This is a genomic window from Haloferax massiliensis (assembly GCF_001368915.1).
Classification (GTDB): Archaea; Halobacteriota; Halobacteria; order Halobacteriales; family Haloferacaceae; genus Haloferax; species Haloferax massiliensis.
In genome coordinates, this window is record NZ_CSTE01000005.1 from 280,109 (window position 1) to 302,309 (window position 22,201).

Sequence of the window (22,201 nt, forward strand, 5' to 3'; positions counted from 1 at the left end):
GCGGTCACTCCCCGTTCGGGAACCACGTCCGCGGCCGCTCCGCTCCGACCGGGAGCTTCAGCGTCACGGCGGTTCCCCCTGACGGAGACGCTTCTAACTCCATGCTTCCCCCTGATTTCTTGACGACCCAGTGGACCAGCCACAGGCCCATCCCGGTCCCGTGTTCGAGCGGCGTCTCCTCGCCGCGCTTGATGACTCGCCACTCCTCGTCGGGGATGCCCGGTCCGTCGTCGGCGACTCGCACGACGAGTTTCGAGTCGTCGTCTTCGGTTCGGCACACGTCGATGTCGACCGTCTCGCCGCCGTGTTTGAGCGCGTTCGCGATTAGCTCGTCGAGCGCCGCGCCGACGCGGCTATCGACCCGCGCGTTGAGTCCCGTCTCGATGTCCGTCCGCATCGTCGCTTCCGGATACGTCGCTTCGGCCCTCGACACGGCGTCCTCGACGAGCGTCGAGACGCGCCGCGGCGTCCCCTCGGATTCGAGTGCGTCCGAGACCGTCTGGGCCTTCTCGGAGAGCGCGACGAGTTCGTCCGCCGCTTCGATGATGGCCTCCGCGGCGTCGGTGAGTCCCTCGTCGGCGGCCACGGTCGCGTCTCGGTGAATCAGTTCCGCGTAGCCCTCGATGACGTTCATCCGGTTTCGGAGGTTGTGCCGGAACATCCGGTTGAGGACGACGAGCCGCTGTCTGGTTAGCTCCGATTCGGTGATGTCCGACTGGATGGCGACGTAGCCGTCGATGTCGCCGTCGTGCGTGAGGGGCGCGATGGTCTGTATCGCGGTGTAGAGTTCGCCGTTCTTCCGCCGGTTGATGATTCGCTCTTGCCACGTCTCGCCGGCCTGAATCGTCCGCCACAGTCGCTCGTAGTACGCCTCCGGCATCTCGCCCGAACTGAGCCGCGACACCGGCTCGCCGACCGCCTCCGCGGCGTCGTAGCCGGTTATCTCCTCGAACGCCGGGTTCACGTACGTAATCTCCCCGTCGGGCGTGGTGAGGTAAATCGCGTGACCCGCCTGCTCGACGGTCAGTTCGAACTCGCGGAGTCGGCGCTCCCGACGCCGCTGTGCTGTCACGTCGACGAAGACGCCGACGATTTCGGTGGCCTCGCCGTCGGCGTCGCGGATGACCGCCGTCGAGAGGCGAAATTCCCGGAGGTCGCCGTTCGAGCGCCGTCGCTCGACCGAAACGTCCGAGAGGCCGTCTTCGGCGATGGTCCGCCGGATAATCTCCTCGCTGCTCTCGCTGTTCTCGCCCGCGCTGTAGGGGAGCGGTTCGCCGAGCACGTCGTCGCGTTCCCAGCCGAACGCTTCCGAGGCGGCGTCGTTCCATCTCGTCACGCGTCCGTCGGGCGTAACCGCGATAATCGGGACTGGTGACGCGGCAACCACCGTTCGAAGCTGTTCCAGCGACGACCGAACCGACGCCTGTTGGCGCTCGATTCGTCGGTCCTTTCGGGAGACGAGAAACCAGACGAACGCCGTGGAGACGGCGACGAACGCCAGTCCTTTCACCAGTTCAGCTTCGGATGCGCGCGGCGCGCCCAACGCGACCGACAGGAGTAACTCGCCGCCGAGGATGCCTGCGACCCCGAAACCGAGGTACGCCAGCGCGATGGCGCGGGCGTCGAGACCGTCGAGCGGCGAGTCGTTCATCGTTCGAACGGAGCGCGACCGGAGATATAAACGTGATGCGGCGAACCGCGGTCGATAACGGTGACACCACCCATCGAAAGCCGATTCGGAAGCGCAACCGACATTGGCACCGGGCCGCTAGGGGAGCCAATCACCGTCTCGCGGGAGACGCGCGGCGGCACACCCACGGGCCGCCGAGGTTCGAGATACCATGAAACGACGAGACGCCATCAAGACGCTCGGAATCGGCACTCTCGCGGCTACCGCGGGGTGTCTCGGCGGGTTCGAACGACAGTCGGCGTGGCGCGACCCGCCGCTGGTCGAAGACCGGCCGGCGGCGGTCTATCTGCCCGCCATCACCGAGGGAATGATGATGTACGGCAAGACGACCGCCGGACCGTACGGCGTCGCGCTCACCTACTCGTACCCGCATCGATTCTGGACCGCCGCCAGTTCGGAGCTCCAGAAGACCGTCGTCGAGGCCGACGACTCGATTCACCTCATGGCGTCGCTGTGGGACGCCGAGACGGGGACCGTCCTCCCGCTGGACGCCGGCGTCTCCATCGAGATTCTCCGCGACGGCGACCTCGTGAGCGAGGAGGTCGCCTACCCGATGCTCTCCCAGCAGATGGGGATGCACTACGGGGCGAACTACGTCCTCGACGGCGAAGGCGACTACGAGGCCCGCGTCCGAATCGGCGGCACCTCGCTCTCCCGAACCGGCTCGTTCGCCGGGCGGTTCGAGTCGGCCGAGACGGCGACCTTCGAGTTCGCGTTCGAGACCGACGACCTCTACGACGTGGAGCTGCGACGCCTCGGCGACGAGGCCGGCTCGCGCGGCGCGATTCCGGCGATGGAGATGATGGGCGTCCCGACCGGCAAAGCCCCCGCCGTCGACGACCTGCCCGGTCGTCACCTCGGGCGACAGACAAGCGCCGACGCCCTGTTCGACGCCTTCGTCGTCGACGACGGCTCCCGGTTCGGCGTCGACGGCGCGTACCTCTACGTCTCGGCGCGGACGCCGCACAACGAGTTCGTCCTGCCGATGATGGGTCTCAGAGCCACGCTCGACCGCGGCGGCACCGCGGTCCTCGACGGCGCGCGACTCGCCCGGACGCTCGACCCCGACCTCAGCTACCACTACGGCGCGGGCGTCGAGGGCGTCGAACCCGGCGACGCGCTGACGCTCTCGGTGGACGTGCCCCCGCAGGTCGCGCGCCACGACGGCTACGAGACGGCGTTCATGACGTTCGAACCGATGGAGTTCGATGGTTGAGGCGTCGCTTCGATGTTCTCGACCCTCATCCCGTGCGGACGCCCGCGATGGAAACGTTCAGAAGCCAACCCCACCGAACTTCGAGTGACTCTCGGATGACCACGGACACAGACGCGACGCGCGACCGCCACACCTGCACAGCGTGCGGCGAGGCGTATCCGACCGAGCGACTGCTGGTCCTCCACCGGGGCGCGAGACACCCCGACGCCCTCGACGCCGAGGAGGTCGAGGCGTACCGCGAGGCGTACTACGAGGAGGACGCGGAACTCAAGTCGTTCCGCATCCGGGCGCTCGGCGTCATCGTGCTGCTGTACTTCGGCTTCCTCATGCTGTTTATCGTCTTCGCATCATGACCCGACTCCGACCCATCTCCCTCAGGCGATTCGGCCTCGGTCTCCTCGTGGCGAGTCTGCTGTCGCTCCTCGCGGACCCGGCGGCCGCGAGCAACGCCGCGGTCGGTCTCGCGGGCGCGTCGCAGGACAACCTCGCGGTCCCGCGGTGGCTCTATCTCGCCACCGGCGGCGCGACCGTCGGGGCGTCCGCGCTCCTCGCCAGTTTCGTCACCGACCGGCGGTTCATCGAGCGCGTCCACCTGTGGCGGACCGGCCCCGAAGCGGGCGTCTCCGACGGACTCCTGCGCGCGCTCCGGGCGGTGGGCGGCGTCCTCGGCCTCGCGCTCCTCGCGCTCGCGGTCTACCTCGGCTACACCGGGCCGCAGATTCCGACCGTCAGCTTCGCCGTTATCGTCGTTTTCGCCGGACTCCGAGCCGGCTACACGATGCTCTCGTACCTCGTCGCCGACACGTGGCGCGCGCTGAACCCGTGGCGGACCGTCGTCTCGGCGGTCCCGAACGGCTTCGTCGCCTACCCCGAGCGATTCGGCCGCTGGCCGGCGGTAGCGGGGATTCTCGCGCTCGTCTGGGTCGAGACCGCGACCGCCGTCACGACCCGGCCGTCGGTCCTCGCGACCGCGCTCGTGGTCTACTCGGTCGTCACCCTCGTCGGCGCGGTCGTCGTCGGCGCGGACGCGTGGTTCGACAAGGTAGACCCCGTCTCTGTCTTCCTGCACTTCTACGGCCGGGTCGCGCCGGTTCGCCTCGACGGCGACGGCCTCTCGTTCCGCCTGCCGGGGATGCGACTCGTCACCGACGACGACCTGACGGACCTCGGCGACGTGGCCGTCGCGGTCGTCCTCGTCTGGGAACTCACCTTCAGCGGCTTCGTCACGACCGAGCAGGGCGCGGCGGCCGTCCGGTCGCTGGTGGGCGTCGGCCTCCCGCCGCTTCTCGTCTACGGACTGCTCTACCTCGGCGGCTTCGGGGTCTTCCTCGGCCTCTACGTCCTCGCGGCGCGGGTGACCGCCAGCCGCATCGACACCTTCGAGACGCCGCTCGACCTCGCGGTCAAATTCGCACCCCCGCTTCTCGTCATCGCCGCCGGCTACCACCTCGCGCACTACTTCGGCTTCTTCGTCTCGCTGTCGCCGATGCTCGTCCACGCGCTGTCGTCGCCGCTGTCGTCGCCGGCGAACCCGGTCGTGCTCACGCTCCCCGCGTGGTTCGGCGGTCTGAACGTCGGGTTCGTCCTCCTCGGCCACCTGCTCGCGGTGTGGGTGGCGCACTCGCAGGCCTACCGGACCTTCCCCAGCAGACTGCAGGCCGTCCGGAGTCAGTTCCCCTTCGTCGCGGTGATGATTCTCTACACGATTCTCAGCCTGTGGCTCATCTCGCTGCCGACCGCGTCCCCGCCGTTCCTCTGATTAACAACTAAGCGGAGTCAATTTGTGAATTTACAATATCAAACCCCCCGTTTCTAACAGGTGGATTATTAATCCGTCACCGGCTACTGCCGAGTATGAGCGAACACGACGGACGCGACCCCGACCCCGGTACCGGTGACGAGGCGGACGCGTCCACGGACCCGCAGGAGGGCGACGAATGCGGGTGCGGCGACGCCTGTGAGGTCGAGTCCGCGTCTGCGTCGGGAGCGACCGGCGAGACGGGGACCGGCGACCCCACCGGTGAGTCCACCGGTTCGGCCCGCGCGGAGTTCGGCGTCCCCGATATGGACTGCGCCTCCTGTGCGAGCAAGGTCGAAACGAGCGTCCGGAAACTCGACGGCGTCGGCGACATCGACCCGCGGGTGACGACCGGAAGGCTCGTCGTCGACTACGACCCCGACCGGACCACGCCGGACGACATCCGGAGAAACATCGAGGGCGCGGGCTACGCCGTCGAAGGCGGCCCCTCGACGCGCGAGGTGTCGCTTTCCGTCCCGGACATGGACTGCGCCTCCTGCGCCGGGAAGGTCGAGAACGCGCTCCGGGACGCGCCGGGCGTGCTCTCCTACGAGACGCGCCCGACGGCCGGAACCGCGGTCGTCACGCTCGCGGCCGACGCGGACCTCGATTCGGTCGTCTCGGCCGTCGAATCCGCCGGGTACGAGGTCACCGGGACCGACGGCGACGACGGCGACAACGGTCACGGCCACTCTCACGGCGGTTCCGACGCGGACCGCGAGAGCGTCTGGCGCAGTACGCGCGCGGTCAAAACGTGGGTGAGCGGCGGCTTCCTCGCGGCGGGCATCGCCGCCGAGTACCTGCTCGGGCTGGAACTCGTCGTCGCGAGCGTCCTCGGCGTCTCGTTCACGGTCGCGGAGGTGCTCTACCTCCTCGGGGCCGCGGTCGGCGGGCAGGCCATCCTCCGCAACGGCTACTACTCGGCGAAGAACCGCAGTCTCGACATCGACTTCCTGATGTCGACGGCGATTCTCAGCGCCGTGGCCGCGAGCCTCATCTCCGGGCCGACGAGCCTCTACTTCGAGGCGGCGACGCTCGCGTTCCTCTTCAGCGTCTCCGAACTCCTCGAACGCTACTCGATGGACCGCACGCGCGACTCCCTCCGCGAGCTGATGGACCTCTCTCCCGACGAGGCGACGGTCCTCCGCGACGGCGTGGAGACGGTCGTTCCCGTCGAGGAACTCGAACTCGACGACGTGGTCGCCGTCAAGCCCGGCGAGAAGATTCCCGTCGACGGCACGGTCGTCGCGGGCGACAGCGCGGTCAATCAGGCCCCCATCACCGGCGAGTCCGTCCCGGTCGACAAGGCCGAGGGCGACGAGGTGTTCGCGGGCACCGTCAACGAGGCGGGCTACCTCGAAGTCCGCGTCGAGTCCGCCGCGGGCGACGACACCCTCTCGCGCATCGTCTCGATGGTCGAGGACGCCCAGTCCAACAAGACCGAACGCGAGCAGTTCGTCGAGCGCTTCTCGTCGTACTACACGCCCGTCATGGTCGTCGTCGCGGTCGCGGTCGCGGCGATACCGCCCATCGCGTTCGGCCTCGACTGGGTGACGTGGTTCGTCTACGGCATCACGATGCTCGTGCTCGCCTGCCCCTGCGCCTTCGTCATCTCGACGCCCGTCTCGGTCGTCTCGGGCATCACGTCGGCCGCGAAGAACGGCGTGCTCATCAAGGGCGGCACGCACCTCGAAGCGATGGGGTCGGTCGAGGCCGTCGCCGTGGACAAGACGGGCACGCTGACCAAGGGCGAACTCACCGTCACCGACGTGGTCCCGCTCAACGGCAACTCCGAAGAGGACGTGCTCCGGTGCGCCCGCGGCCTCGAATCCCGGAGCGAACACCCCATCGGCGAGGCCATCGTCTCCCACGCCGAGGGGACGGGCGTCGCCGGCCGCGAGGTCGACGACTTCGAGAGCGTCACCGGCAAGGGCGTCCGCGCCGACCTCGACGGGGTCCCGCACTTCGCCGGCAAGCCCGGCTTCTTCGAGGAGCTCGGCTTCGACCTCGAACACGTCCACGTCACCGGCCCCGGCGAGGAGCTTTCCGAGGACGTCCGACAGCTCTGTGACCGCCACGGCTGTCTCAACCTCGTCGAGGACACGATTCCGCGCCTCCAGTCGGAGGGCAAGACGGTCGTCGTCGTCGGGACCGAAGACGACCTCGAAGGCCTCGTCGCCGTCGCCGACGAGGTTCGCCCCGACGCCCGCGAGACGGTCGCGAAGCTCCGCGAGGCCGGCCTCTCGGTCGTCATGCTCACCGGCGACAACGAGGGGACCGCCCGCGCCATCGCCGAGCAGGTCGGCGTCGACGACTTCCGCGCGGGCCTCCTCCCGGAGGACAAGGTCGCGGCCGTCGAGGGCCTGCTCGACGAGTACGGCTCGGTCGCCATGGTCGGCGACGGCATCAACGACGCCCCCGCGCTCGCCACGGCCACCGTCGGCGTCGCCATGGGCGCGGCCGGCACCGACACCGCCCTCGAAACGGCCGACATCGCCCTCATGGCCGACGACCTCTCGAAGCTCCCGTACCTCTACGAACTCTCCCACCGGGCGAACAACGTCATCCGGCAGAACATCTGGGCGTCGCTCGCCATCAAGGCCGTCCTCGCGGTCGGCGTCCCCTTCGGTTACGTCTCGGTCGCGCTCGCGGTGCTCGCGGGCGACGCCGGGATGACCATGGGCGTGACGGGCAACGCGATGCGACTCGCCCGGATTCGCCCGGACGAGTGAGGCTCGCGGGGCTCGTCGCTCTCCATTCCCCGATTTTCGCTCTCTCGTCGCCCGATTCGCGTATCCGTGCCACTTAGTGGCGTGACACCATCAACGCGTCCGCAGTTCTTGCCACATGAGAATCGGCTGGCTCGGTTTTCCCGACGCCGCGCGTCAGAGATTGGCATGGAAGACGACGAGCGGACGCCACGCCGAGACGCGAGCGAGCGAGCGACGCGCGGTCGAGACGCCAATAGTGATGCCGACCATACCGTCGACACTGCTGACGCCGGCGAGTGCGCCCGCACCCGGAGACGGTTCATCTGGCTCACCGGGACCGCCGCGATGGCGGGGTTGGCGGGCTGTTCGGGCGGCGGTGGCGGCGCGACCGAGACGACGACCGCGACCACGACGCAGTCGTCGGGTTCGACCGGGGGCGTCCCCGAGGCGTACGCGACCGCCACGTCGCTCGACGGCACCCAGCGCAACCCCGACAGCCTCTCGTCGCAGGAGGCCGTCTCGTATCAAGAGGAGCCGAGCGAGGGCAGGCAGTGTTCGACCTGCCGGTACTACATCGAGGACAAAAACGGGGACGGCGCGGGCGCGTGCGCCATCGTCGCGGGCGAGATTTTGCCCGAGGGCTACTGCGTCTCCTACGTCGAGTACGAGGAGTGAATTGACATGGCTCTTTGATTTTTGAGAGCCATTCAAATTAGATGTGTGTTAGAATTATACTGTTCTATATGTTAATATAACTACATCTGTTTAGACTGTGCCTTTTAGTTAGTAATAGTCTGAGTCGCTATCTAACGCTGTACTAACCAATCTGTGGAGATTTCGAATAAAAAGTGGTCCGGAGTAACATTTTAATTGAGCGGTACATCTCCGTTTGTATGGAGTCTTTCCAAGGTATTGGTGATTGGTGGGTTCCTGGCTCCCCGAAGAAAATCAGTGGGGAAGTTAGCTTTTCTCCTGTTGAGGGTGTCACATTAGACCTAAACGGGAAATTGCCCGTTGAGGACGAGGTATCTCAGAGCGTTTCCCGTCAGAGTCTATCAAAGAGTTACCCTATTTTGTATGGCGACCTTGGTCGTGATGGTCCTGTTACTATACATCGTGCCACTATATCTTCTGCTAGCTTTGGCGGTAGCGAATCTGAGTCCTATTCTGCTAACCGAATGTTTGTCGGTGATCACATCTCTGATAGTGAATCTTTTGTTAGACTCAACCTTCATGTGGATGAGATCCCGGATTGGACTGGTGATTCAACTATTAGGCCAATAATTGATAAAAAATCTATAGAAGAATCAACTATTAGGCCAATAATTGATAAAAAATCTATAGAAGAATCAACTATTATAGACGATATTGAAGCAGTATACGCTTCTACTGAATCGAAAGAATATACTGCAGAATTCGAAGAACTACAAGTCAAATTTTCGAACAGTAGTCGCATCTCATCAAAAATTAATTCGGTAGAGATGGAAACAGTAGGTGTTCTCCAGATAGGCTCGGGGAGTAAACTACCTCTCCGAACATTTTTTGAATATGGAAACCACGCTCTGGCGTTTCTATCTTTTGCTGTCGGAACCCGGATCTATCCAGATAAAGCCAAGTTATATACTGATATAGATGAACAGCCGATTAATATCTATTACTCTATCCTCGACCACGGCACAGTTAGATCTCCATCAAAGTCTGAGTATCTATTCCGGCCAGCTGATGTAGACTTTGAGACAGCACTTCGAAGCTGGGTAGATAACCGCGAAACCGCTCCTGAAGTACATGATAATTATAGTCTGCTACTTAACCGTTCTAATCTTCCTCCTCGGCTTCGGTTCCTAATTATTGTGATTGCCCTTGAGGCGTACTATGACACAGAATATCAGAGCGAGACGCACATCCCAGAAGAAGAGTTCAACGATCTAAAATCTGAAATTCTCCAATTACTACCTGATGATAACAACTTACAAAATCAGATGTACGGGTTGCTTGAGAATGTTGCCAATACTCCATCGATCAAATCTAAGTTGACTATTCTCATGGAGTCTGAACAAAACCTAATTGAAGTGTTCTTTAATATCTCCGACTTAGCGTCAGAAGCTCGAAACCAGCGGAACTCCGTTGCACATGGAACCTCAGCCGCCACTCCCAAAGAGTTCTATGCCCTCTCAAAAAAACTTCAATTAGTTTTAGAGGCTATCTTGGCTAGAAGAATTGGAGTCGAAGAAGATGTATTGCTAAGTATGTTAGCATCACGGCATAAAATTGGATGAATACTGGGATATAACTAGATTATTTTAGGACTCCTCGTCCGTCGGCCCGACGGCGCTCTGAATCCGACAGCGGATGGACTCTTCGACGCCGTCGCGCTCGACCGGAACCACCCACTTCTCGCCGCAGCCGAGGACGGTCACCATCTCGCCGTCCTGTCGGTGTTTCACCGAGACGAACACCTCGCCGCGCTCGGGGTCGTAGTCCACGAGCTCGACGAGCACGTCCTCGCCGGCGATGAGGAGGTTCTTCGCGCCGTCCAACTCGGTGACGTACGACTCGGTGTGCCCGGTCGGGTCGGTGACGAACAGTTCGACCACCGGCACGTCCTCGCCGTCGGGGTAGCTCGCCTCGACTTCGATTGCCCCGTCTTCGAGCCGGATACCGTGTATCTCGACCAGCGACGCCGCGACGCCGAAGCTGTCAGCGACCTGCTGACGGAGGTCCCCCAACGGGATTCGAACCGACTCTCGAATCGTTCCCATGCCCGCCCCTACGAACGGGGGGTGTATGAGCGTGTCCGCTAGTCGTCGCCCCAGAGGGCGTCGGCGAGGCGCGACCCCGACGGGACGGCCTCGCGGAAGGCCGCCGAGTCGAACGCGAGCGGCCCGTTGAGGGACAGAAAGCCGAGTTCGCCCTCGGGCGCGCGGTCGAGGTTGGTCAGAAAGGCCACTTTGCGGGCGGCCTCGACGCCCTCGACGGTCGCGTCGGGGTCGACCGACTCGTACAGGGCGGCGTGTTCGCGGACGTGCTCGACGCAGCGTTTCGTCGGCGCGAACAGTAACAGCGCGTGGACGCCCGGCCCCTCGCGGCCGAGTTTCGTCCGGATGGCGTGTTCGTCGTCCTTGTAGAAGTAGCGCTCCATGCGGCGGTACTGGCGGAGTATCTCGTTCGCGCCGGTGGCGTGGCGGACGGCGGCGTCGGCCTTGAGTTCGATGAGGTAGTCCACCGGTTCGGGCGTCCGCACCCTGACGTACACGTCGGCGACGCCGCGGTTCCCGTAGTGGTCGTACGGCTCTTCGAGGTGAATCTCCACGTCGTCGAAGGCCGCCCGGAAGTGCTCGACCACCCGCGTCGCCAACTCGTCCTCGCGCATCTGTCGGTCGAGTCGAGGCGACGGTCGGGGAAATGTCCCGCGGTTCGGCCGGCGGCGACCCGGTGCATCGGAAAACACATACCGCCGGCGTTCGGTTGGGAAACCGACACATGTCCCTGCCGACTCGCAGACAGGTCCTCCACGCCGGCGGCGCGTCTCTCGTCGCCGCGCTCGCCGGCTGTTCCGGCGAGGGGTCCAGTTATAGTTCGGACGTGCCGTCCGGTCCCTCCCCGGACGAACTCGTCACCGACTACGACCAGCTCCAACTCCGCAACCACGCCGAGAGCGCGATTTTCCGGAACGCCGCCCGCGACGACGAGGACGCGGAGTCGTCGTACTTCGGCGACTTCCTCGTCAGCACCGACGAGGAACTCGCTGACGTCGAGTTCGCGGCCGAACCCGACGGCGTCGACGAGGCCCGCGCGTTCATCGACCAGACGGACTTCGACGAACAGACGCTCGTCATCACCCAGCACCGGACGGACGCCTGTCACCGCGTGAAACTGCTGTACGTCACGCACCCGCCGGACAGCGTCGTCCATCTCGACTTCTGTCGCTCGCTGCGCGCCGCGTCGGTCGAGTGCTCCGTGGACGACCGCCACGTCGTCGCCTCGCTGGTGCGACTGCCCTACTCCTCGGAAGGCGAGTCGAGTTGGGGACGCGGCGGCGGAAGCCATTGTCGCCTCCCGCCGTCGCTCCGAACCGAGACGGAGGACGCCTGAGATGCCCCGAACGCGACGCGACGTGCTCGCCTCGCTCGCCGGGGTCGGCGTCGCCGGACTCGCGGGCTGTACCGCGCTCGATTCGAGCGGGTCCGACTCCGATAGTCCGACGCTCGACCCGGCGACGCTCCGGGAGGTCATGGAACTCGGGTCGCCGGCGTTTCCGGCCCGCGTCCCGGCCCCGATTTCCGAGTCGTTCCTCGAACGGGGCCGCGCTCGCGCCCGCGAACTCCTCGATTCCGTCCCCGAGACGATGTCTCCCGAGGAGGTGCCGAACGAGGCGGTCCGGGAAATCTACGCCGAGGCGTACGCGGACGCCGCCGGAGACCTCGGCCCCTCGGATGCCGACGAGTCGCCCTTCGAGGCGCTTCGGGGACTGCGCTACGTTCGCGGGGCCGCGGCGATGGCGAAGGGGACCTACGACGCCGCCGTCGGCGACCTCACCGAGTCGGACGTGCGTGACGAGGCCGAGGAGGTCCGCGCCGACATCGAGTCGTTCCGGCTCGGCACGCGCTACCTCGGCGACGAACCCGACCGGGCGCTCGTCGTGTACGAGGCCGTCGAGAACCTCGTCGCGGCCGCGGTCCGGTATCTCGACAACGCCGGCGAGTACGGCCGCTACGCCGACAGCGCCCCGCGAGTCGGTGAACTCCTCGACGCAGTGGAGTCGGCACGGGCGTCGCTCGACGGCGCGCGCCACGTCCGCGACCGCTACTTGGCGTCGATTGCCGACCCGATAGAGTTCACCGACGCGTTCGAGTCGACCGCGTCCTCGCTCGCCGGAATCACCGAGGACCGCCGGGCCGAGTACCCCCAGGAGGGGTTCGAATCCGTCGTCGCGGCCGAGGGGTTCGACACCGAGAAACTCGAATCCATGCCGGCCAAAGACCTGCTGGTGGAGACGTTCGTCGAAGTCGAACGCGGGCTTCAGGACGCCCGTGAGGGCCTCCGAAGCGGGCGGTTCGCCACCGCCCTCGTGGGTGTCCACACCGCCGAGACGCACCGCCGCGCGTTCGAGGAGGCCGTCACGGCGGTCAAGCGAGGCCGGTACGACTCCGTCGAGTCCGCGGCCGCGGTCAGGGACGCGAAACTCGGCGCGCTCGAAGCCCTCGAAGCCGCCCGCTCGGACGGGTCGAACCCGCACCTGACGCGTCGCGCGCTGGTCGATATCGCCTACCAGATCGGCCGCGGAGACGGCTACTTCCGCGACGACTACTACGAGGACGGCGACCCTCGGGCCGCGCGAAACGCGCTCGCGCAGTACGCGACCACCGAGTTCGCCGCGCGCGAGACGCCGGGTGCGAGCGCGTGGGTGCTCGGGACGCTCGCGGCCGAGCGCGGCGGCGTCGACCGCTGACGAGTCGATTCTGTCCGTCCCGGCACGTTCACGACCGTCGCCGGCGCGTCCGTGCGCCCGCCCCGCCCGGCCGGGGAAATTACGTGTCGGCGGGCGTACCACTCTCTCACGATGTCTGCCGAACCATTCGTCGTCGGCGGCGGCGACGCCGCCGGACTCTCCGCCGCGAGCAAGTTCGCCCGCGCCGACACCGACCGCGACGTCGTCGTCTTCGAGAGGGGCCGGTGGGTCTCCTACGCCCACTGCGGCACGCCCTACTTCGTCAAAGGCGAGGTCGAGAAGCTCACCGACATGCTCTCGCTGTCGCCCGAGGCGGCCGCCGAGCGCGGCATCGACCTCCGGCGCGAACACGAGGTCGTCGCCGTCGACACCGACGAGCGAGTCGTCACTGTCGAGGGTCCCGATGGGACGTTCGACCAGCCCTACGGCGACCTCCTCGTCGCCACCGGCGCGCGGGCGCTCCGCGACCCGATAGACGGCATCGACCTCGACGGCGCGTTCACGCTCCACGGACTGGACGACGCGGCGGCGATTCGGTCGTTCCTCACCGACCCGGACGAGGCCTCGGTGGCCGACCTCGGCGGCGGCGGGTTCGTCGACGAGGCGCGGGCGGCCCGCTTCGGCGCGATGGAACCGCCCGAGTCGGTCGCCATCGTCGGCGGCGGGTTCGTCGGCGTCGAGATGGCGGAGGCGTTCACCGCCCACGGCCTCGACGTACATCTGTTCCAGCGGTCCGGCCACGTCCTCAAGTCGTTCGGTGACGCCGTGGGCGAGCGGGTCGAAGAACATCTCGAAGCCCACGGCGTCACGCTCCACCTCGGCGCGTCGGTCGAGCGACTCCGCGGCGACGACGCGGACCGGGTCGAGGCCGTCGTCTGCGAGGGCGACGAACTCGCGGTCGACGCCGCGATGGTCGGCATCGGCCTCCGCCCCAACGCGGACCTCGTCGCCGACGCGGTCGACCTCGGCGAGACGGGCGCTATCGCGGTCGACGACTACGGGCGGACGAGCGCGGAGCGCGTCTACGCCGCGGGCGACTGCGCCGAAATCGACCACGTCGTCACCGGCGAGCCGACGTGGAACACGCTCGGCCTGCCCGCGAACCGCGCCGGGCGCGCCATCGGGCAGACCGTCGCCGGCGACCCCGAACCCATCGGGACCGTCGCCGACACCTCGGTCGTGAAGGCGTTCGACCTCGAATGCGGTCGTGCCGGCGTGACGGACCCCGACGAGGCCCGCGACGCCGGCTTCGACCCCGTCTCGGAGACCATCACCGCCGGCTCGCGGTCGGGCTACTACCCCGGCTCCGCCGAGACGACCGTCACGCTCGTCGCCGACCGCGACACCGGCCGACTGCTCGGCGGGACCATCGTCGGGGCCGACCGCGCCGCCGTCAGAATCGACACCGTGGCGACCGCGCTCGCGGCCGAGTTGACCGTCGCCGAGGTGGAGCGCCTCGACCTCGGCTACGCGCCGCCCTTCAGCCCCGTCTGGGACCCGATTCTGACCGCGGCGAAGGTCCTCCGGGGCTCGCTGTAGGCCGCGGCGGTTCGAAATTCGAACCGAACAGAACGACTATTATCGACTGTGTGGTAACGATACGCTCACGTGCTGGATATTCCTCCAACTGAACGCGGGCGTATCGAAACCGAGCCGGCAGAGCCGGCGGAGCCGCCGAGTCGGGCGCGGCCGCGTCGGCGACCGCCGAGCGGAGCGTGGTGTCGGTGAACGGCCGGGTCGCCGCCGGGCTGTTCGTGCTTCTGGGGCTCCTCTGGGGCAGTTCGTTCGTCGCCATCGAAATCGGTCTCGCGTACTTCCCGCCGCTGCAGTTCGCGGGGCTTCGGTTCTTTCTCGCGGGGCTCATCGTCCTCGGCTACGCCGCCGTCTCGACCGACTACTGGCGGCCGCACGGCCGGACCGACTGGACGCTCGTCGGCGTCTCCGGCGGCCTCCTCATCGGCGCGCACCACGCGTTTCTCTACCTCGGACAGGAGCACGTCCCCGGCGCGGTGGCGGCCATCGTCATCAGCCTCGGGCCGGTCCTGACCGCGCTGTTCGCGACCGGCATCCTCGGCGACCGCATCACGCCGCTCGGGGTCCTCGGCTTCGGCTTCGGCTTCATCGGCGTCGGTCTCGTCGCCCGACCGGACCCGAGCGCGCTCCTCTCCAGCGACGTGGTCGGCGTCGCGACCGTCCTCGTCGCCTCGGCGTGCTTCGCCCTCGGTGCCGTCCTGACGCGGCCCTTCTCCTCGGACATCCCGGCGCGGACGCTTCAGGCGTGGGCGATGCTGTTCGGGGCCGCGCTCCTGTCGGTCGCGGGCGTCGCCACCGGCGAGTCGCTCGCCGCCGTCGAGTGGTCCGGCGTCGCCGTCGGCTCCCTGCTCTATCTCGCCGTCGTCAGCGGCGCGGGCGCGTTCCTCATCTACTTCGAACTGCTCGGCCGCTTCGGCCCGACGCAGATAAACCTCATCGGCTACCTCGAACCCGTCTCCGCGACGCTCCTCAGTTGGGCGTTCCTCGGCCAGCTCATCGACTCCGTGACCGCGCTCGGCTTCGTCTCCATCTTCGCCGGCTTCGCGCTCATCAAGCGCCGGGCGCTCGGCGAGTCGCTCGCGAAAGCGCTCGGCGAGGCGGCAGACTGACGGCGAGGGCGCTCGCCTCGCTCCGGCCCGCCTTGACCGACTCTCTGCCCCCGCGAGCCGACGATTCGACGGTTGGACGAACATTCGACGATTGACCGAGTATTCGAGCGTTGGACGCGAATCCGTTTATCCGCCCTTCGCGACGCCTCGACACGATGCGAATCCCGCTTCCGAAACACACCCTCGTCGCGCTGGCGCTCGTCGGCGCGCTCCTGACGACCGTCGTCGCGGCGGGGCTGGTATCGCCCACGCTCCTCCCCGGAACCGACACGCAGACGCCGGCCGCCGGCGACCACGCCGCGGCCCAGTCGAGCGACGCGCCGACGCCGAACCCCGACTTCACGCCCGCGGTCCAGTCGAACGGCGACGGCGACGGTGACGAGGAACACGAAGAGGGCGGCGAGGAACACGAGGAATACGGCGGTGACGAAGAACACGAGGACCGCGACGACGAAGAACACGAAGTCGAACACGAGGGCGATGACGACTGACGTCGTCTCGCGGGCGCGCTCGGCGCTCGGCGAATCCACGGTGACGTTCGACTGCTGCGATACGGCGTTTCTGGTCCGCGCGGTTGGCCGGGGCGCGCCCGCGGCGGCCCGTCGCGCCCGCGACACCGCCTTCGACCTCGAACGAGTGCTCGACGCCTTCGACTCCCGGAGCGCCGTCTCACGGCTCAACCGGACCGGCCGAGTCGACGACGCGACCGTCGCGGCGGTCGTCCGTCGCGGCCTCGACTACCGCGAGCGGACCGACGGCGCTTTCGATATCGGTGCCGGCGCGACCGAGGCCCGAGTCAAGGAGTACATCGCCGGCGAGTCCTCTGCGCGCCCCGGCGGTGACGTCCCCGAGGAGTCGGCGCGGGTCTCCGTCGACGGCACGACCGTCGAGGTCGACGGTCGACTCGACCTCAACGGGCTCGCCAAGGGGTTCATCGTGGACCGAGCCGCCGCGGAACTCGACGGCTTCGCCCGGACCGGCTTCGTCGACGGCGGCGGCGACATCAGCGCCCCGACCGGTCCCGTCGCCGTCGAGAGTCCGTTCGGCGGCGACCGCCCGCTCCGCGTCCTCGACACCTCGTGGAACGTCGCAACCTCGTCGGGTCACCGGCGAGGCCGCGACGGCGTCGACCACATCTACGACCCGCGGGGCGGGCGGGTCGGGGCGCGGCACGACCTCGTCACGGTCGTCGCCCGGCGCGACTGCACCGAGGCCGACGCGCTGGCGACGACGCTCGCGGCCCTGCCGCTCGCGGACGCGCTCTCGCTCGCCGAGGACTGGTCGGGGCTCGAAGCGTTCGTCGTTCACGACGGCGCGTTCCACGCGACGACGGGGTTCTCAGACCATGTCGCGTAGGAAGCGGACGGACCGACTCGTCGCGCTCGCGGCGGTGTTCGTCCTCGTCGCGTCGATGGCGGCGGTCTGGGCCGTCGCCGACGCCCGGGCCGACCTCGAATCGCCGACCGTCGCGGACGACCCGGCCGCCGCAGTCGCGGATCGACAGGTCGCCGCAGTCGCAGACCGACAGGCTCCCGCGGACTACGACGGCGACGGCCTCGCCGACGACGCCGACGCGTGCCCGACGCGCGCCGAGACGCAGAACGGTTTTCGGGACGGTGACGGCTGTCCCGACGCGGTCGCGACGACGAGGGCCTCCTGATGGCGCTCGTCTGGTATCTCGACCGGGCGCTGGCGCTCGTCGCCTACCCGGCGTTGTACCTCGCCGTCCTGACCGGAATCCTGTACAACGCGGAGGCGTTCGGCCCGCTCCGGGACGCCGCGAGGCGAATCCACGTCGAAGTGTCCGTGTTCGCGATGATGCTCGTGCTCGCTCACGGCGTCGTCGGCGTCGCCGACGTGTGGACCGTTCTCGACGGTGCCGCGCCGGTCCCCGACTACGGCCTGCCGTACCTGCTCGCGGGGTCGGCCGTCGGCGTCGGCGCGCTCGTCGTGCTCGTCGTCGCGGTCCTCGGGTTTCTCGACCCGCGGCGGTTCGCCCGCCCGTGGTCGCCCCGCGTCGTCCACGCGTTCGCCTACGCCGGGTTCGGCTTCGCGACGCTCCACGCCGCCGCGGTCGGGACCGACCTCGCGGGCTTCGTCGTCCCCGGACTGGTCGCGCTGGTCGGCTTCCTCGCGTACGTGCTGGCGCTCAGAGCCCTCAGCCACGAGGCGGCGCGAGTGACCGCACGAGAGTCCTAGGAGGCGAGGGCGGTTCTGGACCGCGTCTCGCTCTCAGTAGGCGTCCCACAGCCCGAGCAGTCGGTCGACCACGCCGTCGGTGAAGCTCCGCCGGTGGACCACGTACAGGTAGCGGACGCGGTCGGGGTCTCGAACCGCGTAGTAGACGCGCTGGCCGTCGCGCCGGCGGCTGACGAGATCGGCGTCGTCCAGCTTCGACAGGTGCCACGATATCGTCGAGGCGGACCGTTCGAGGCGGTCGCTCAGTTCTGACGTGGTGAGCGGGCCGTCGGCGAGGAGGTGCGCGATGATGCGCCGGGAGTACTGCCGGCGCAGGGCGTTCATCCGGCGTTGGTCCTCGTCGTCGAACTCGTCGGCGGGGTAGTAGCGGGTGAACTTCCCGTCGTCGGACACCTCGACGAGGCCGGCGTCAGCGAGCTCTCGAAGGTGATACTGGAGCGTTCCCTGCGCGAAATCGAGCCGGTCCAACAGCCCGCGGAAGTGGACTCCCGGCTGGTCGGAAACCGCGGCGTAGATGTCCCGCCGGGAGTCGAGTTCGAACTCGTCCATGCGTCAGTCCCGCGAGAGCGCGGCGAAGAAGCCGGCAAGTCCGACGAGAATGAGCGCCGCTGACCCGTGTTCGAGGAGTTCGACGGTCGCCGCGGTCGCCAAGCCCCAGTCGAGGAGGTAGTATTCGAGAAATACGGCGAGTCCGTACAACGAGAACATCGCGTAGGACGCCGAGACGATGGCCATCCGCGCGTCGCGCTCCCGCCGCCACGCGAGCAGGCTGAGCACCGCGAGCGTGGTTCCGAGGAGGAGGATTCCGAGACTCGTCGCCTGTTCGACCTGTTGTGCGAGGGTGGCCATGATGGTGTCCCGCGGGCGACTGCCCGGCGTTGTCGGGTCGACGGACCGTTCGGACAAAGCCGTTTTCGTACACCAATCGAATCGTCGTCGCGCGGAACAACGGGCACGAGTAGTCGAGCGAGTGAACACTCACTCATCATGCCCGCCGACTCCGTGCCGCCCTCGCTCGGTCCGGCACTTGTCTGCCGAAACGGCCGTTAGTGGATGCACGGATGTCTTCCGAAGGGTCGTGGTACCTTGACCCTCGGAAGGGTTATCCGTCGCCCACCCATCGGTTTGTTCGTAATGGCACACGGCAAAGTTGATTTCTTCAACGACACTGGCGGCTACGGTTTCATCTCTACTGACGACGGCGACCTCGACGACGACGAAGACGTGTTCTTCCACATGGAAGACGTCGGCGGCGACGACCTCACGGAAGGCACTGAAGTCGAGTTCGACATCGAGTCCTCGCCCAAGGGCCCCCGCGCGGCGAACGTCGTCCGGCAGTAATACCGAGACACGACTGCTGTTTATAGCGGCAGACGATACCTCGACTTTTCAGACGATTACACGCCGAGCAGGCGCTCTCTGTACACGCTACCCGTAGGGATAGCCGCTGCCCTCCTCGGGGTAATACCGCCGCCTACCCGTTCACCACCGAGAGCGGCGGCGTTCGCCGGCGAATCCGCCGCTGGCACTGGATAATAAAATAAGAGAGAGAAATAACAGCCCTTATTATCTATTGGGGAGTTTCTAATAACATGCGAACGAAAACCCGACGCAGGTTCCTCGCGACAGTCGCCGGAAGCGCCGCCGTCGGCCTCGCGGGTTGTCTCGGCGGTGATGACTCGTCCGATTCGACCGACTCGTCCGCCGAATCGGAGACGGCGGCGACGGCTTCGTTCTTCGTCTTCGGCGACGTGGCGCGACGCGTGGCCGGCGAGGCCGCGTCAGTCGACACGCTCGTCCCCATCGGTCAACACGGTCACGGCTGGGAGCCCGGTCCGGACGTGCAGGGCCGGGTGCTCGAATCCGACCTGTTCGTCCACGGGATGCCCGGTTTTCAGCCGTGGGCCGACGACATCCGCGCCTCGCTCGAAGCCGACGGGTCGGGCGTCGCCGAAGTCGATGCCTCTGCCGACGTGGAACTCCACGCAATCGGCGCTGACGGCCACGTCCACGACGACGAGTCCCACGACGAGACGGCGCATCACGACGAGGAGACGCACGCCGACGAGACGGAACACGCGGAAGAGACCGAACACGCCGACGAGACGCACCACGAGGAGACCGAGCACCACGACGACGAGCACACAGAGGAGTCGGAGACCCACGACCACGGCGAACTCGACCCGCACTTCTGGCTGGACCCCACGCGGGTCGTCACCGCGACCGAGACGCTCCGCGACGCCTTCCAGTCGGTCGATTCCGCGAACGCCGACGCTTACGCCGCGAACGCCGAGTCCTACCGCGAGACGCTCTCGGACCTCGACGCGGCGTTCGAGGACGGCCTCGCGGACCGCGAGCGCGACGTGGTTCTCATCGCCGGCCACGACGCCTACGGCTATCTGGCCGACCGCTACGACCTCGAAATCGTCGCGCTCACCGGTATCTCCCCCGACGAGGAACCGTCGCCGCGGGACATCGAGCGGGCGCAGGCGACCATCGAGGAACACGACATCCGACACGTCCTCGCCGACCCGCTGGAGTCCGACCGCGCCGCGCGGCAACTCGTCTCCGAGACGGACGCCGAGGACGTGCTCCCGCTCACGCCGCTCCCGGGCGTCACGACTGAGTGGGAGGAGCGCGACTGGGGCTACGTGGACATCATGCGCGAGGTGAACCTCCCGTCGCTCCGGACCGCCCTCGGCGCGCAATGACGGCCGTCTCGCTGTCCGACGTGGCCTTCTCGTACGGCGACGTGCCCGTCGTCGACGGGATTTCGCTCGACGTGCCCGAAGGGGAGTTCCTCGGACTCGTCGGCCCGAACGGGTCGGGAAAGAGCACGCTCCTGACGCTGATGCTCGGTCTCCGGCGACCGACCCGCGGCGAGGTGCGACTGTTCGACCGGCCAGCCCACGACTTCGCCGACGGCGAGCGCGTCGCCTACGTCGCACAGGACGTGACGAAGACCGCCCGCGACATGCCCGTCACCGTCCGCGAGGTCGTTCGGATGGGTCGCTACCCGCGGAACCTGTTCAGCCGCTTCTCCGCAGACGACCGCGAGGCGGTCGCCGCGGCGCTCGACCGAGTCGGCATCGCGGACCTCGCCGACCGCCGGGTCGGGGCGCTCTCCGGCGGCCAGCGCCAGCGGGTCTTCGTCGCTCGCGCGCTCGCGGCCGAAGCCGACCTGCTCGCGCTCGACGAACCGACGGTCGCCCTCGACGCCGAGTCCCGCGAGGCGTTCTACGACCTTCTCGGCGACCTGAACGACGGGGGGATGACGGTCGTCCTCGTCGAACACGACATCGGGGTCGTCACGGCCCGCGCGTCCCGAATCGCCTGTCTCAACAAGCGGCTGTACTTCCACGGCTCTCCCGACGACTTCGCCGACAGCGACGCGCTCGCCGCGGCCTACGGCGCGAATCAGCGCGTGCTGGACCACGACCACCAGCACGGCCGCCACGCGGGGTCTCACGGGCGCGCCCGCGACGAACCGGAGGACGCGTCGTGACCGGACCCGTCGCGCTCGCGGCGACCGACCTCCTCGCGGTCGGTTTCTCCGCGGCCGACTCCCTCGCGCCGCTCCTCGTGGTCGACGCGTTCACGGGGGTTTTCGACTGGTTCCTGACGGCGGTCGTCGGCGGCGCGTTCTCGTGGCTCGCCGGCGTCACCGGCCTCGACTTCCTCGGCTACCCCTACATGCAGCGGGCGTACCTCTCGGTGCTCTGCATCGGCGTCGTCGGCCCGCTCGTCGGGTCGTTCCTCGTCTACCGCGACCTCTCGATGGTCGGCGACACGCTCGCCCACACCGCCTTCGCCGGGGTCGCGCTCGCGCTCTTCCTCGACGCGACGCTCGGCCTCGCGGTCCCGCCGCTCCTCGGCGCGCTCGTCGTCGCGGTCGTCGCGGCGCTCGTCGTGCAGGCGCTCATCGAGTACACCGACGCCCGGAGCGACGCCGCGCTGGCGATGGTCCTGACCGGCGGCTTCGCCCTCGGGAGCGTGCTTATCTCGCTGACCGGCGGCGGCATCTCGGTGGGAATCAACCAGTACCTGTTCGGCTCGCTGGCGACCGTCTCGCGGGCCGACGTGGGTCTCCTCGTCTCGATGGGGCTCGTCGTCGTCGGCTCGGTCGCGGTCGCCTACCGGCCGCTCGTGTACGTCACGTTCGACGAGACGGCCGCCCGCGCGTCGCGGCTCCACGTCCGCGCCGTCAACACCCTCCTGTCGGTCCTCACCGCCTTCGTCGTCGTCAGCGCGATGCGAATCATGGGCGTCATCCTCGTCGCGGCGCTGCTCGTCGTCCCGGTCGTCACCGCCTCCCGACTCGGCCGGAGTTTCAAGCAATCGCTCCTCTACGGCGTCCTCGCGGGCGAACTCGCCGGTATCGTCGGAGTCACCGTGGCGTATCTCTACGGGCTCGCCGCCGGCGGGTCCATCGTCCTCGTCGCGCTCGCGGGCTTCGCCGTCGTCGCCGCCGGCCGCCGACTGGCCTGACTCCCGCG

General features: G+C 67.4%; 23 protein-coding genes. 18 read left to right on the forward strand and 5 right to left on the reverse strand.

Translation table 11 applies throughout. From position 1 onward, the window contains the following. Nucleotides 1–4: 4 nt before the first annotated feature. On the reverse strand, nucleotides 5–1,651 hold the full coding sequence (locus BN996_RS17435) for a PAS domain-containing sensor histidine kinase (protein WP_089781179.1): 1,647 nt from the start codon (nucleotides 1,649–1,651) through the stop codon (nucleotides 5–7). 190 nt (nucleotides 1,652–1,841) lie between these two features. Here BN996_RS17435 and BN996_RS17440 point away from each other — a divergent pair, with 190 nt between their 5' ends. The 6 genes from BN996_RS17440 (at nucleotide 1,842) to BN996_RS19860 (ending at nucleotide 9,691) form a co-directional block, all read left to right on the forward strand. Next, on the forward strand, nucleotides 1,842–2,906 hold the full coding sequence (locus BN996_RS17440; protein ID WP_089781182.1) for a DUF7350 domain-containing protein: 1,065 nt from the start codon (nucleotides 1,842–1,844) through the stop codon (nucleotides 2,904–2,906). 95 nt (nucleotides 2,907–3,001) lie between these two features. Beyond that, nucleotides 3,002–3,259, forward strand: a complete 258-nt coding sequence (locus BN996_RS17445) for a hypothetical protein (protein ID WP_042662007.1) — start codon at nucleotides 3,002–3,004, stop codon at nucleotides 3,257–3,259. Beyond that, the gene (locus BN996_RS17450) at nucleotides 3,256–4,665 is read left to right on the forward strand and encodes a hypothetical protein (protein WP_089781184.1); all 1,410 of its coding nucleotides are present in this window, start codon (nucleotides 3,256–3,258) and stop codon (nucleotides 4,663–4,665) included. The genes BN996_RS17445 and BN996_RS17450 overlap by 4 nt, the downstream gene beginning before the upstream one ends. Before the next feature lie 95 nt (nucleotides 4,666–4,760). Next, complete coding sequence (locus tag BN996_RS17455; protein ID WP_089781186.1) at nucleotides 4,761–7,436, forward strand: heavy metal translocating P-type ATPase; 2,676 nt, start codon at nucleotides 4,761–4,763, stop codon at nucleotides 7,434–7,436. Nucleotides 7,437–7,601: 165 nt separating this feature from the next. Further along, nucleotides 7,602–8,090: a high-potential iron-sulfur protein gene (locus BN996_RS17460; protein ID WP_089781188.1), complete on the forward strand. Its 489-nt coding sequence runs from the start codon at nucleotides 7,602–7,604 to the stop codon at nucleotides 8,088–8,090. A gap of 218 nt (nucleotides 8,091–8,308) precedes the next feature. Then, complete coding sequence (locus tag BN996_RS19860; protein WP_139043142.1) at nucleotides 8,309–9,691, forward strand: ApeA N-terminal domain 1-containing protein; 1,383 nt, start codon at nucleotides 8,309–8,311, stop codon at nucleotides 9,689–9,691. A 24-nt stretch (nucleotides 9,692–9,715) separates the two neighbouring features. On the opposite strand, the gene BN996_RS17470 is transcribed toward BN996_RS19860, so the two are convergent. Further along, a complete protein-coding gene (locus BN996_RS17470) occupies nucleotides 9,716–10,174 on the reverse strand; it encodes a hypothetical protein (protein WP_089781192.1) in 459 nt (152 codons plus the stop codon). A 38-nt stretch (nucleotides 10,175–10,212) separates the two neighbouring features. Then, complete coding sequence (locus tag BN996_RS17475; RefSeq protein ID WP_089781194.1) at nucleotides 10,213–10,785, reverse strand: hypothetical protein; 573 nt, start codon at nucleotides 10,783–10,785, stop codon at nucleotides 10,213–10,215. A 110-nt stretch (nucleotides 10,786–10,895) separates the two neighbouring features. Here BN996_RS17475 and BN996_RS17480 point away from each other — a divergent pair, with 110 nt between their 5' ends. From BN996_RS17480 to BN996_RS17515, 8 genes are all read left to right on the forward strand, one after another. After that, the gene (locus tag BN996_RS17480) at nucleotides 10,896–11,507 is read left to right on the forward strand and encodes a hypothetical protein (RefSeq protein ID WP_089781196.1); all 612 of its coding nucleotides are present in this window, start codon (nucleotides 10,896–10,898) and stop codon (nucleotides 11,505–11,507) included. A gap of 1 nt (nucleotide 11,508) precedes the next feature. Then, entirely contained in the window at nucleotides 11,509–12,864 is a 1,356-nt protein-coding gene (locus tag BN996_RS17485; protein WP_089781198.1) for a hypothetical protein, read from the forward strand. 111 nt (nucleotides 12,865–12,975) lie between these two features. Continuing rightward, entirely contained in the window at nucleotides 12,976–14,403 is a 1,428-nt protein-coding gene (locus BN996_RS17490) for an FAD-dependent oxidoreductase (protein WP_089781200.1), read from the forward strand. Nucleotides 14,404–14,588: 185 nt separating this feature from the next. Beyond that, nucleotides 14,589–15,506, forward strand: coding sequence for a DMT family transporter (locus BN996_RS17495; protein WP_089781202.1), 918 nt, complete (start codon nucleotides 14,589–14,591; stop codon nucleotides 15,504–15,506). A 155-nt stretch (nucleotides 15,507–15,661) separates the two neighbouring features. Next, a complete protein-coding gene (locus BN996_RS17500; protein WP_089781204.1) occupies nucleotides 15,662–15,997 on the forward strand; it encodes a hypothetical protein in 336 nt (111 codons plus the stop codon). Then, entirely contained in the window at nucleotides 15,987–16,862 is an 876-nt protein-coding gene (locus tag BN996_RS17505; protein WP_089781206.1) for an FAD:protein FMN transferase, read from the forward strand. The genes BN996_RS17500 and BN996_RS17505 overlap by 11 nt, the downstream gene beginning before the upstream one ends. Continuing rightward, nucleotides 16,852–17,166, forward strand: coding sequence for a hypothetical protein (locus BN996_RS17510; RefSeq protein WP_089781208.1), 315 nt, complete (start codon nucleotides 16,852–16,854; stop codon nucleotides 17,164–17,166). Before BN996_RS17505 ends, BN996_RS17510 begins: the two co-directional genes overlap by 11 nt. Next, nucleotides 17,166–17,705 (forward strand): hypothetical protein, encoded by a 540-nt coding sequence (locus BN996_RS17515; RefSeq protein ID WP_089781210.1) that lies wholly within the window; start codon nucleotides 17,166–17,168, stop codon nucleotides 17,703–17,705. Before BN996_RS17510 ends, BN996_RS17515 begins: the two co-directional genes overlap by 1 nt. A gap of 33 nt (nucleotides 17,706–17,738) precedes the next feature. Here BN996_RS17515 and BN996_RS17520 read toward each other — a convergent pair whose 3' ends face one another. Both BN996_RS17520 and BN996_RS17525 read right to left on the reverse strand, forming a co-directional pair. Then, nucleotides 17,739–18,254, reverse strand: a complete 516-nt coding sequence (locus tag BN996_RS17520; protein WP_089781212.1) for a winged helix-turn-helix transcriptional regulator — start codon at nucleotides 18,252–18,254, stop codon at nucleotides 17,739–17,741. Between the two features lie 3 nt (nucleotides 18,255–18,257). Further along, entirely contained in the window at nucleotides 18,258–18,554 is a 297-nt protein-coding gene (locus BN996_RS17525; RefSeq protein WP_089781296.1) for a hypothetical protein, read from the reverse strand. Nucleotides 18,555–18,839: 285 nt separating this feature from the next. On the opposite strand from BN996_RS17525, the gene BN996_RS17530 reads away from it, so the two are divergent. The 4 genes from BN996_RS17530 (at nucleotide 18,840) to BN996_RS17545 (ending at nucleotide 22,193) form a co-directional block, all read left to right on the forward strand. Beyond that, nucleotides 18,840–19,046 carry a cold-shock protein gene (locus tag BN996_RS17530; protein WP_004040969.1) on the forward strand — a complete coding sequence of 69 codons (207 nt, stop codon included), beginning with the start codon at nucleotides 18,840–18,842 and terminating at the stop codon, nucleotides 19,044–19,046. Between the two features lie 251 nt (nucleotides 19,047–19,297). Further along, nucleotides 19,298–20,416 (forward strand): metal ABC transporter substrate-binding protein, encoded by a 1,119-nt coding sequence (locus BN996_RS17535; protein ID WP_089781214.1) that lies wholly within the window; start codon nucleotides 19,298–19,300, stop codon nucleotides 20,414–20,416. Then, nucleotides 20,413–21,210, forward strand: a complete 798-nt coding sequence (locus BN996_RS17540; protein WP_089781217.1) for a metal ABC transporter ATP-binding protein — start codon at nucleotides 20,413–20,415, stop codon at nucleotides 21,208–21,210. The genes BN996_RS17535 and BN996_RS17540 overlap by 4 nt, the downstream gene beginning before the upstream one ends. Further along, entirely contained in the window at nucleotides 21,207–22,193 is a 987-nt protein-coding gene (locus BN996_RS17545; RefSeq protein WP_089781218.1) for a metal ABC transporter permease, read from the forward strand. Before BN996_RS17540 ends, BN996_RS17545 begins: the two co-directional genes overlap by 4 nt. Nucleotides 22,194–22,201 lie beyond the last annotated feature (8 nt).

Bases quoted from the DNA above. Each gene is read 5' to 3' on its own strand.
- BN996_RS17450 (WP_089781184.1), top strand. From the start codon at position 3,256: ATGACCCGACTCCGACCCATCTCCCTCAGGCGATTCGGCCTCGGTCTC.
- BN996_RS17455 (WP_089781186.1), top strand. From the start codon at position 4,761: ATGAGCGAACACGACGGACGCGACCCCGACCCCGGTACCGGTGACGAG.
- BN996_RS17540 (WP_089781217.1), top strand. From the start codon at position 20,413: ATGACGGCCGTCTCGCTGTCCGACGTGGCCTTCTCGTACGGCGACGTG.
- BN996_RS17525 (WP_089781296.1), bottom strand. From the start codon at position 18,554: ATGGCCACCCTCGCACAACAGGTCGAACAGGCGACGAGTCTCGGAATC.
- BN996_RS17530 (WP_004040969.1), top strand. From the start codon at position 18,840: ATGGCACACGGCAAAGTTGATTTCTTCAACGACACTGGCGGCTACGGT.
- BN996_RS17440 (WP_089781182.1), top strand. From the start codon at position 1,842: ATGAAACGACGAGACGCCATCAAGACGCTCGGAATCGGCACTCTCGCG.
- BN996_RS17505 (WP_089781206.1), top strand. From the start codon at position 15,987: ATGACGACTGACGTCGTCTCGCGGGCGCGCTCGGCGCTCGGCGAATCC.
- BN996_RS17470 (WP_089781192.1), bottom strand. From the start codon at position 10,174: ATGGGAACGATTCGAGAGTCGGTTCGAATCCCGTTGGGGGACCTCCGT.
- BN996_RS17460 (WP_089781188.1), top strand. From the start codon at position 7,602: ATGGAAGACGACGAGCGGACGCCACGCCGAGACGCGAGCGAGCGAGCG.
- BN996_RS17480 (WP_089781196.1), top strand. From the start codon at position 10,896: ATGTCCCTGCCGACTCGCAGACAGGTCCTCCACGCCGGCGGCGCGTCT.
- BN996_RS17490 (WP_089781200.1), top strand. From the start codon at position 12,976: ATGTCTGCCGAACCATTCGTCGTCGGCGGCGGCGACGCCGCCGGACTC.
- BN996_RS17515 (WP_089781210.1), top strand. From the start codon at position 17,166: ATGGCGCTCGTCTGGTATCTCGACCGGGCGCTGGCGCTCGTCGCCTAC.
- BN996_RS17520 (WP_089781212.1), bottom strand. From the start codon at position 18,254: ATGGACGAGTTCGAACTCGACTCCCGGCGGGACATCTACGCCGCGGTT.
- BN996_RS17535 (WP_089781214.1), top strand. From the start codon at position 19,298: ATGCGAACGAAAACCCGACGCAGGTTCCTCGCGACAGTCGCCGGAAGC.
- BN996_RS17475 (WP_089781194.1), bottom strand. From the start codon at position 10,785: ATGCGCGAGGACGAGTTGGCGACGCGGGTGGTCGAGCACTTCCGGGCG.
- BN996_RS17435 (WP_089781179.1), bottom strand. From the start codon at position 1,651: ATGAACGACTCGCCGCTCGACGGTCTCGACGCCCGCGCCATCGCGCTG.
- BN996_RS17510 (WP_089781208.1), top strand. From the start codon at position 16,852: ATGTCGCGTAGGAAGCGGACGGACCGACTCGTCGCGCTCGCGGCGGTG.
- BN996_RS17485 (WP_089781198.1), top strand. From the start codon at position 11,509: ATGCCCCGAACGCGACGCGACGTGCTCGCCTCGCTCGCCGGGGTCGGC.
- BN996_RS19860 (WP_139043142.1), top strand. From the start codon at position 8,309: ATGGAGTCTTTCCAAGGTATTGGTGATTGGTGGGTTCCTGGCTCCCCG.
- BN996_RS17445 (WP_042662007.1), top strand. From the start codon at position 3,002: ATGACCACGGACACAGACGCGACGCGCGACCGCCACACCTGCACAGCG.
- BN996_RS17500 (WP_089781204.1), top strand. From the start codon at position 15,662: ATGCGAATCCCGCTTCCGAAACACACCCTCGTCGCGCTGGCGCTCGTC.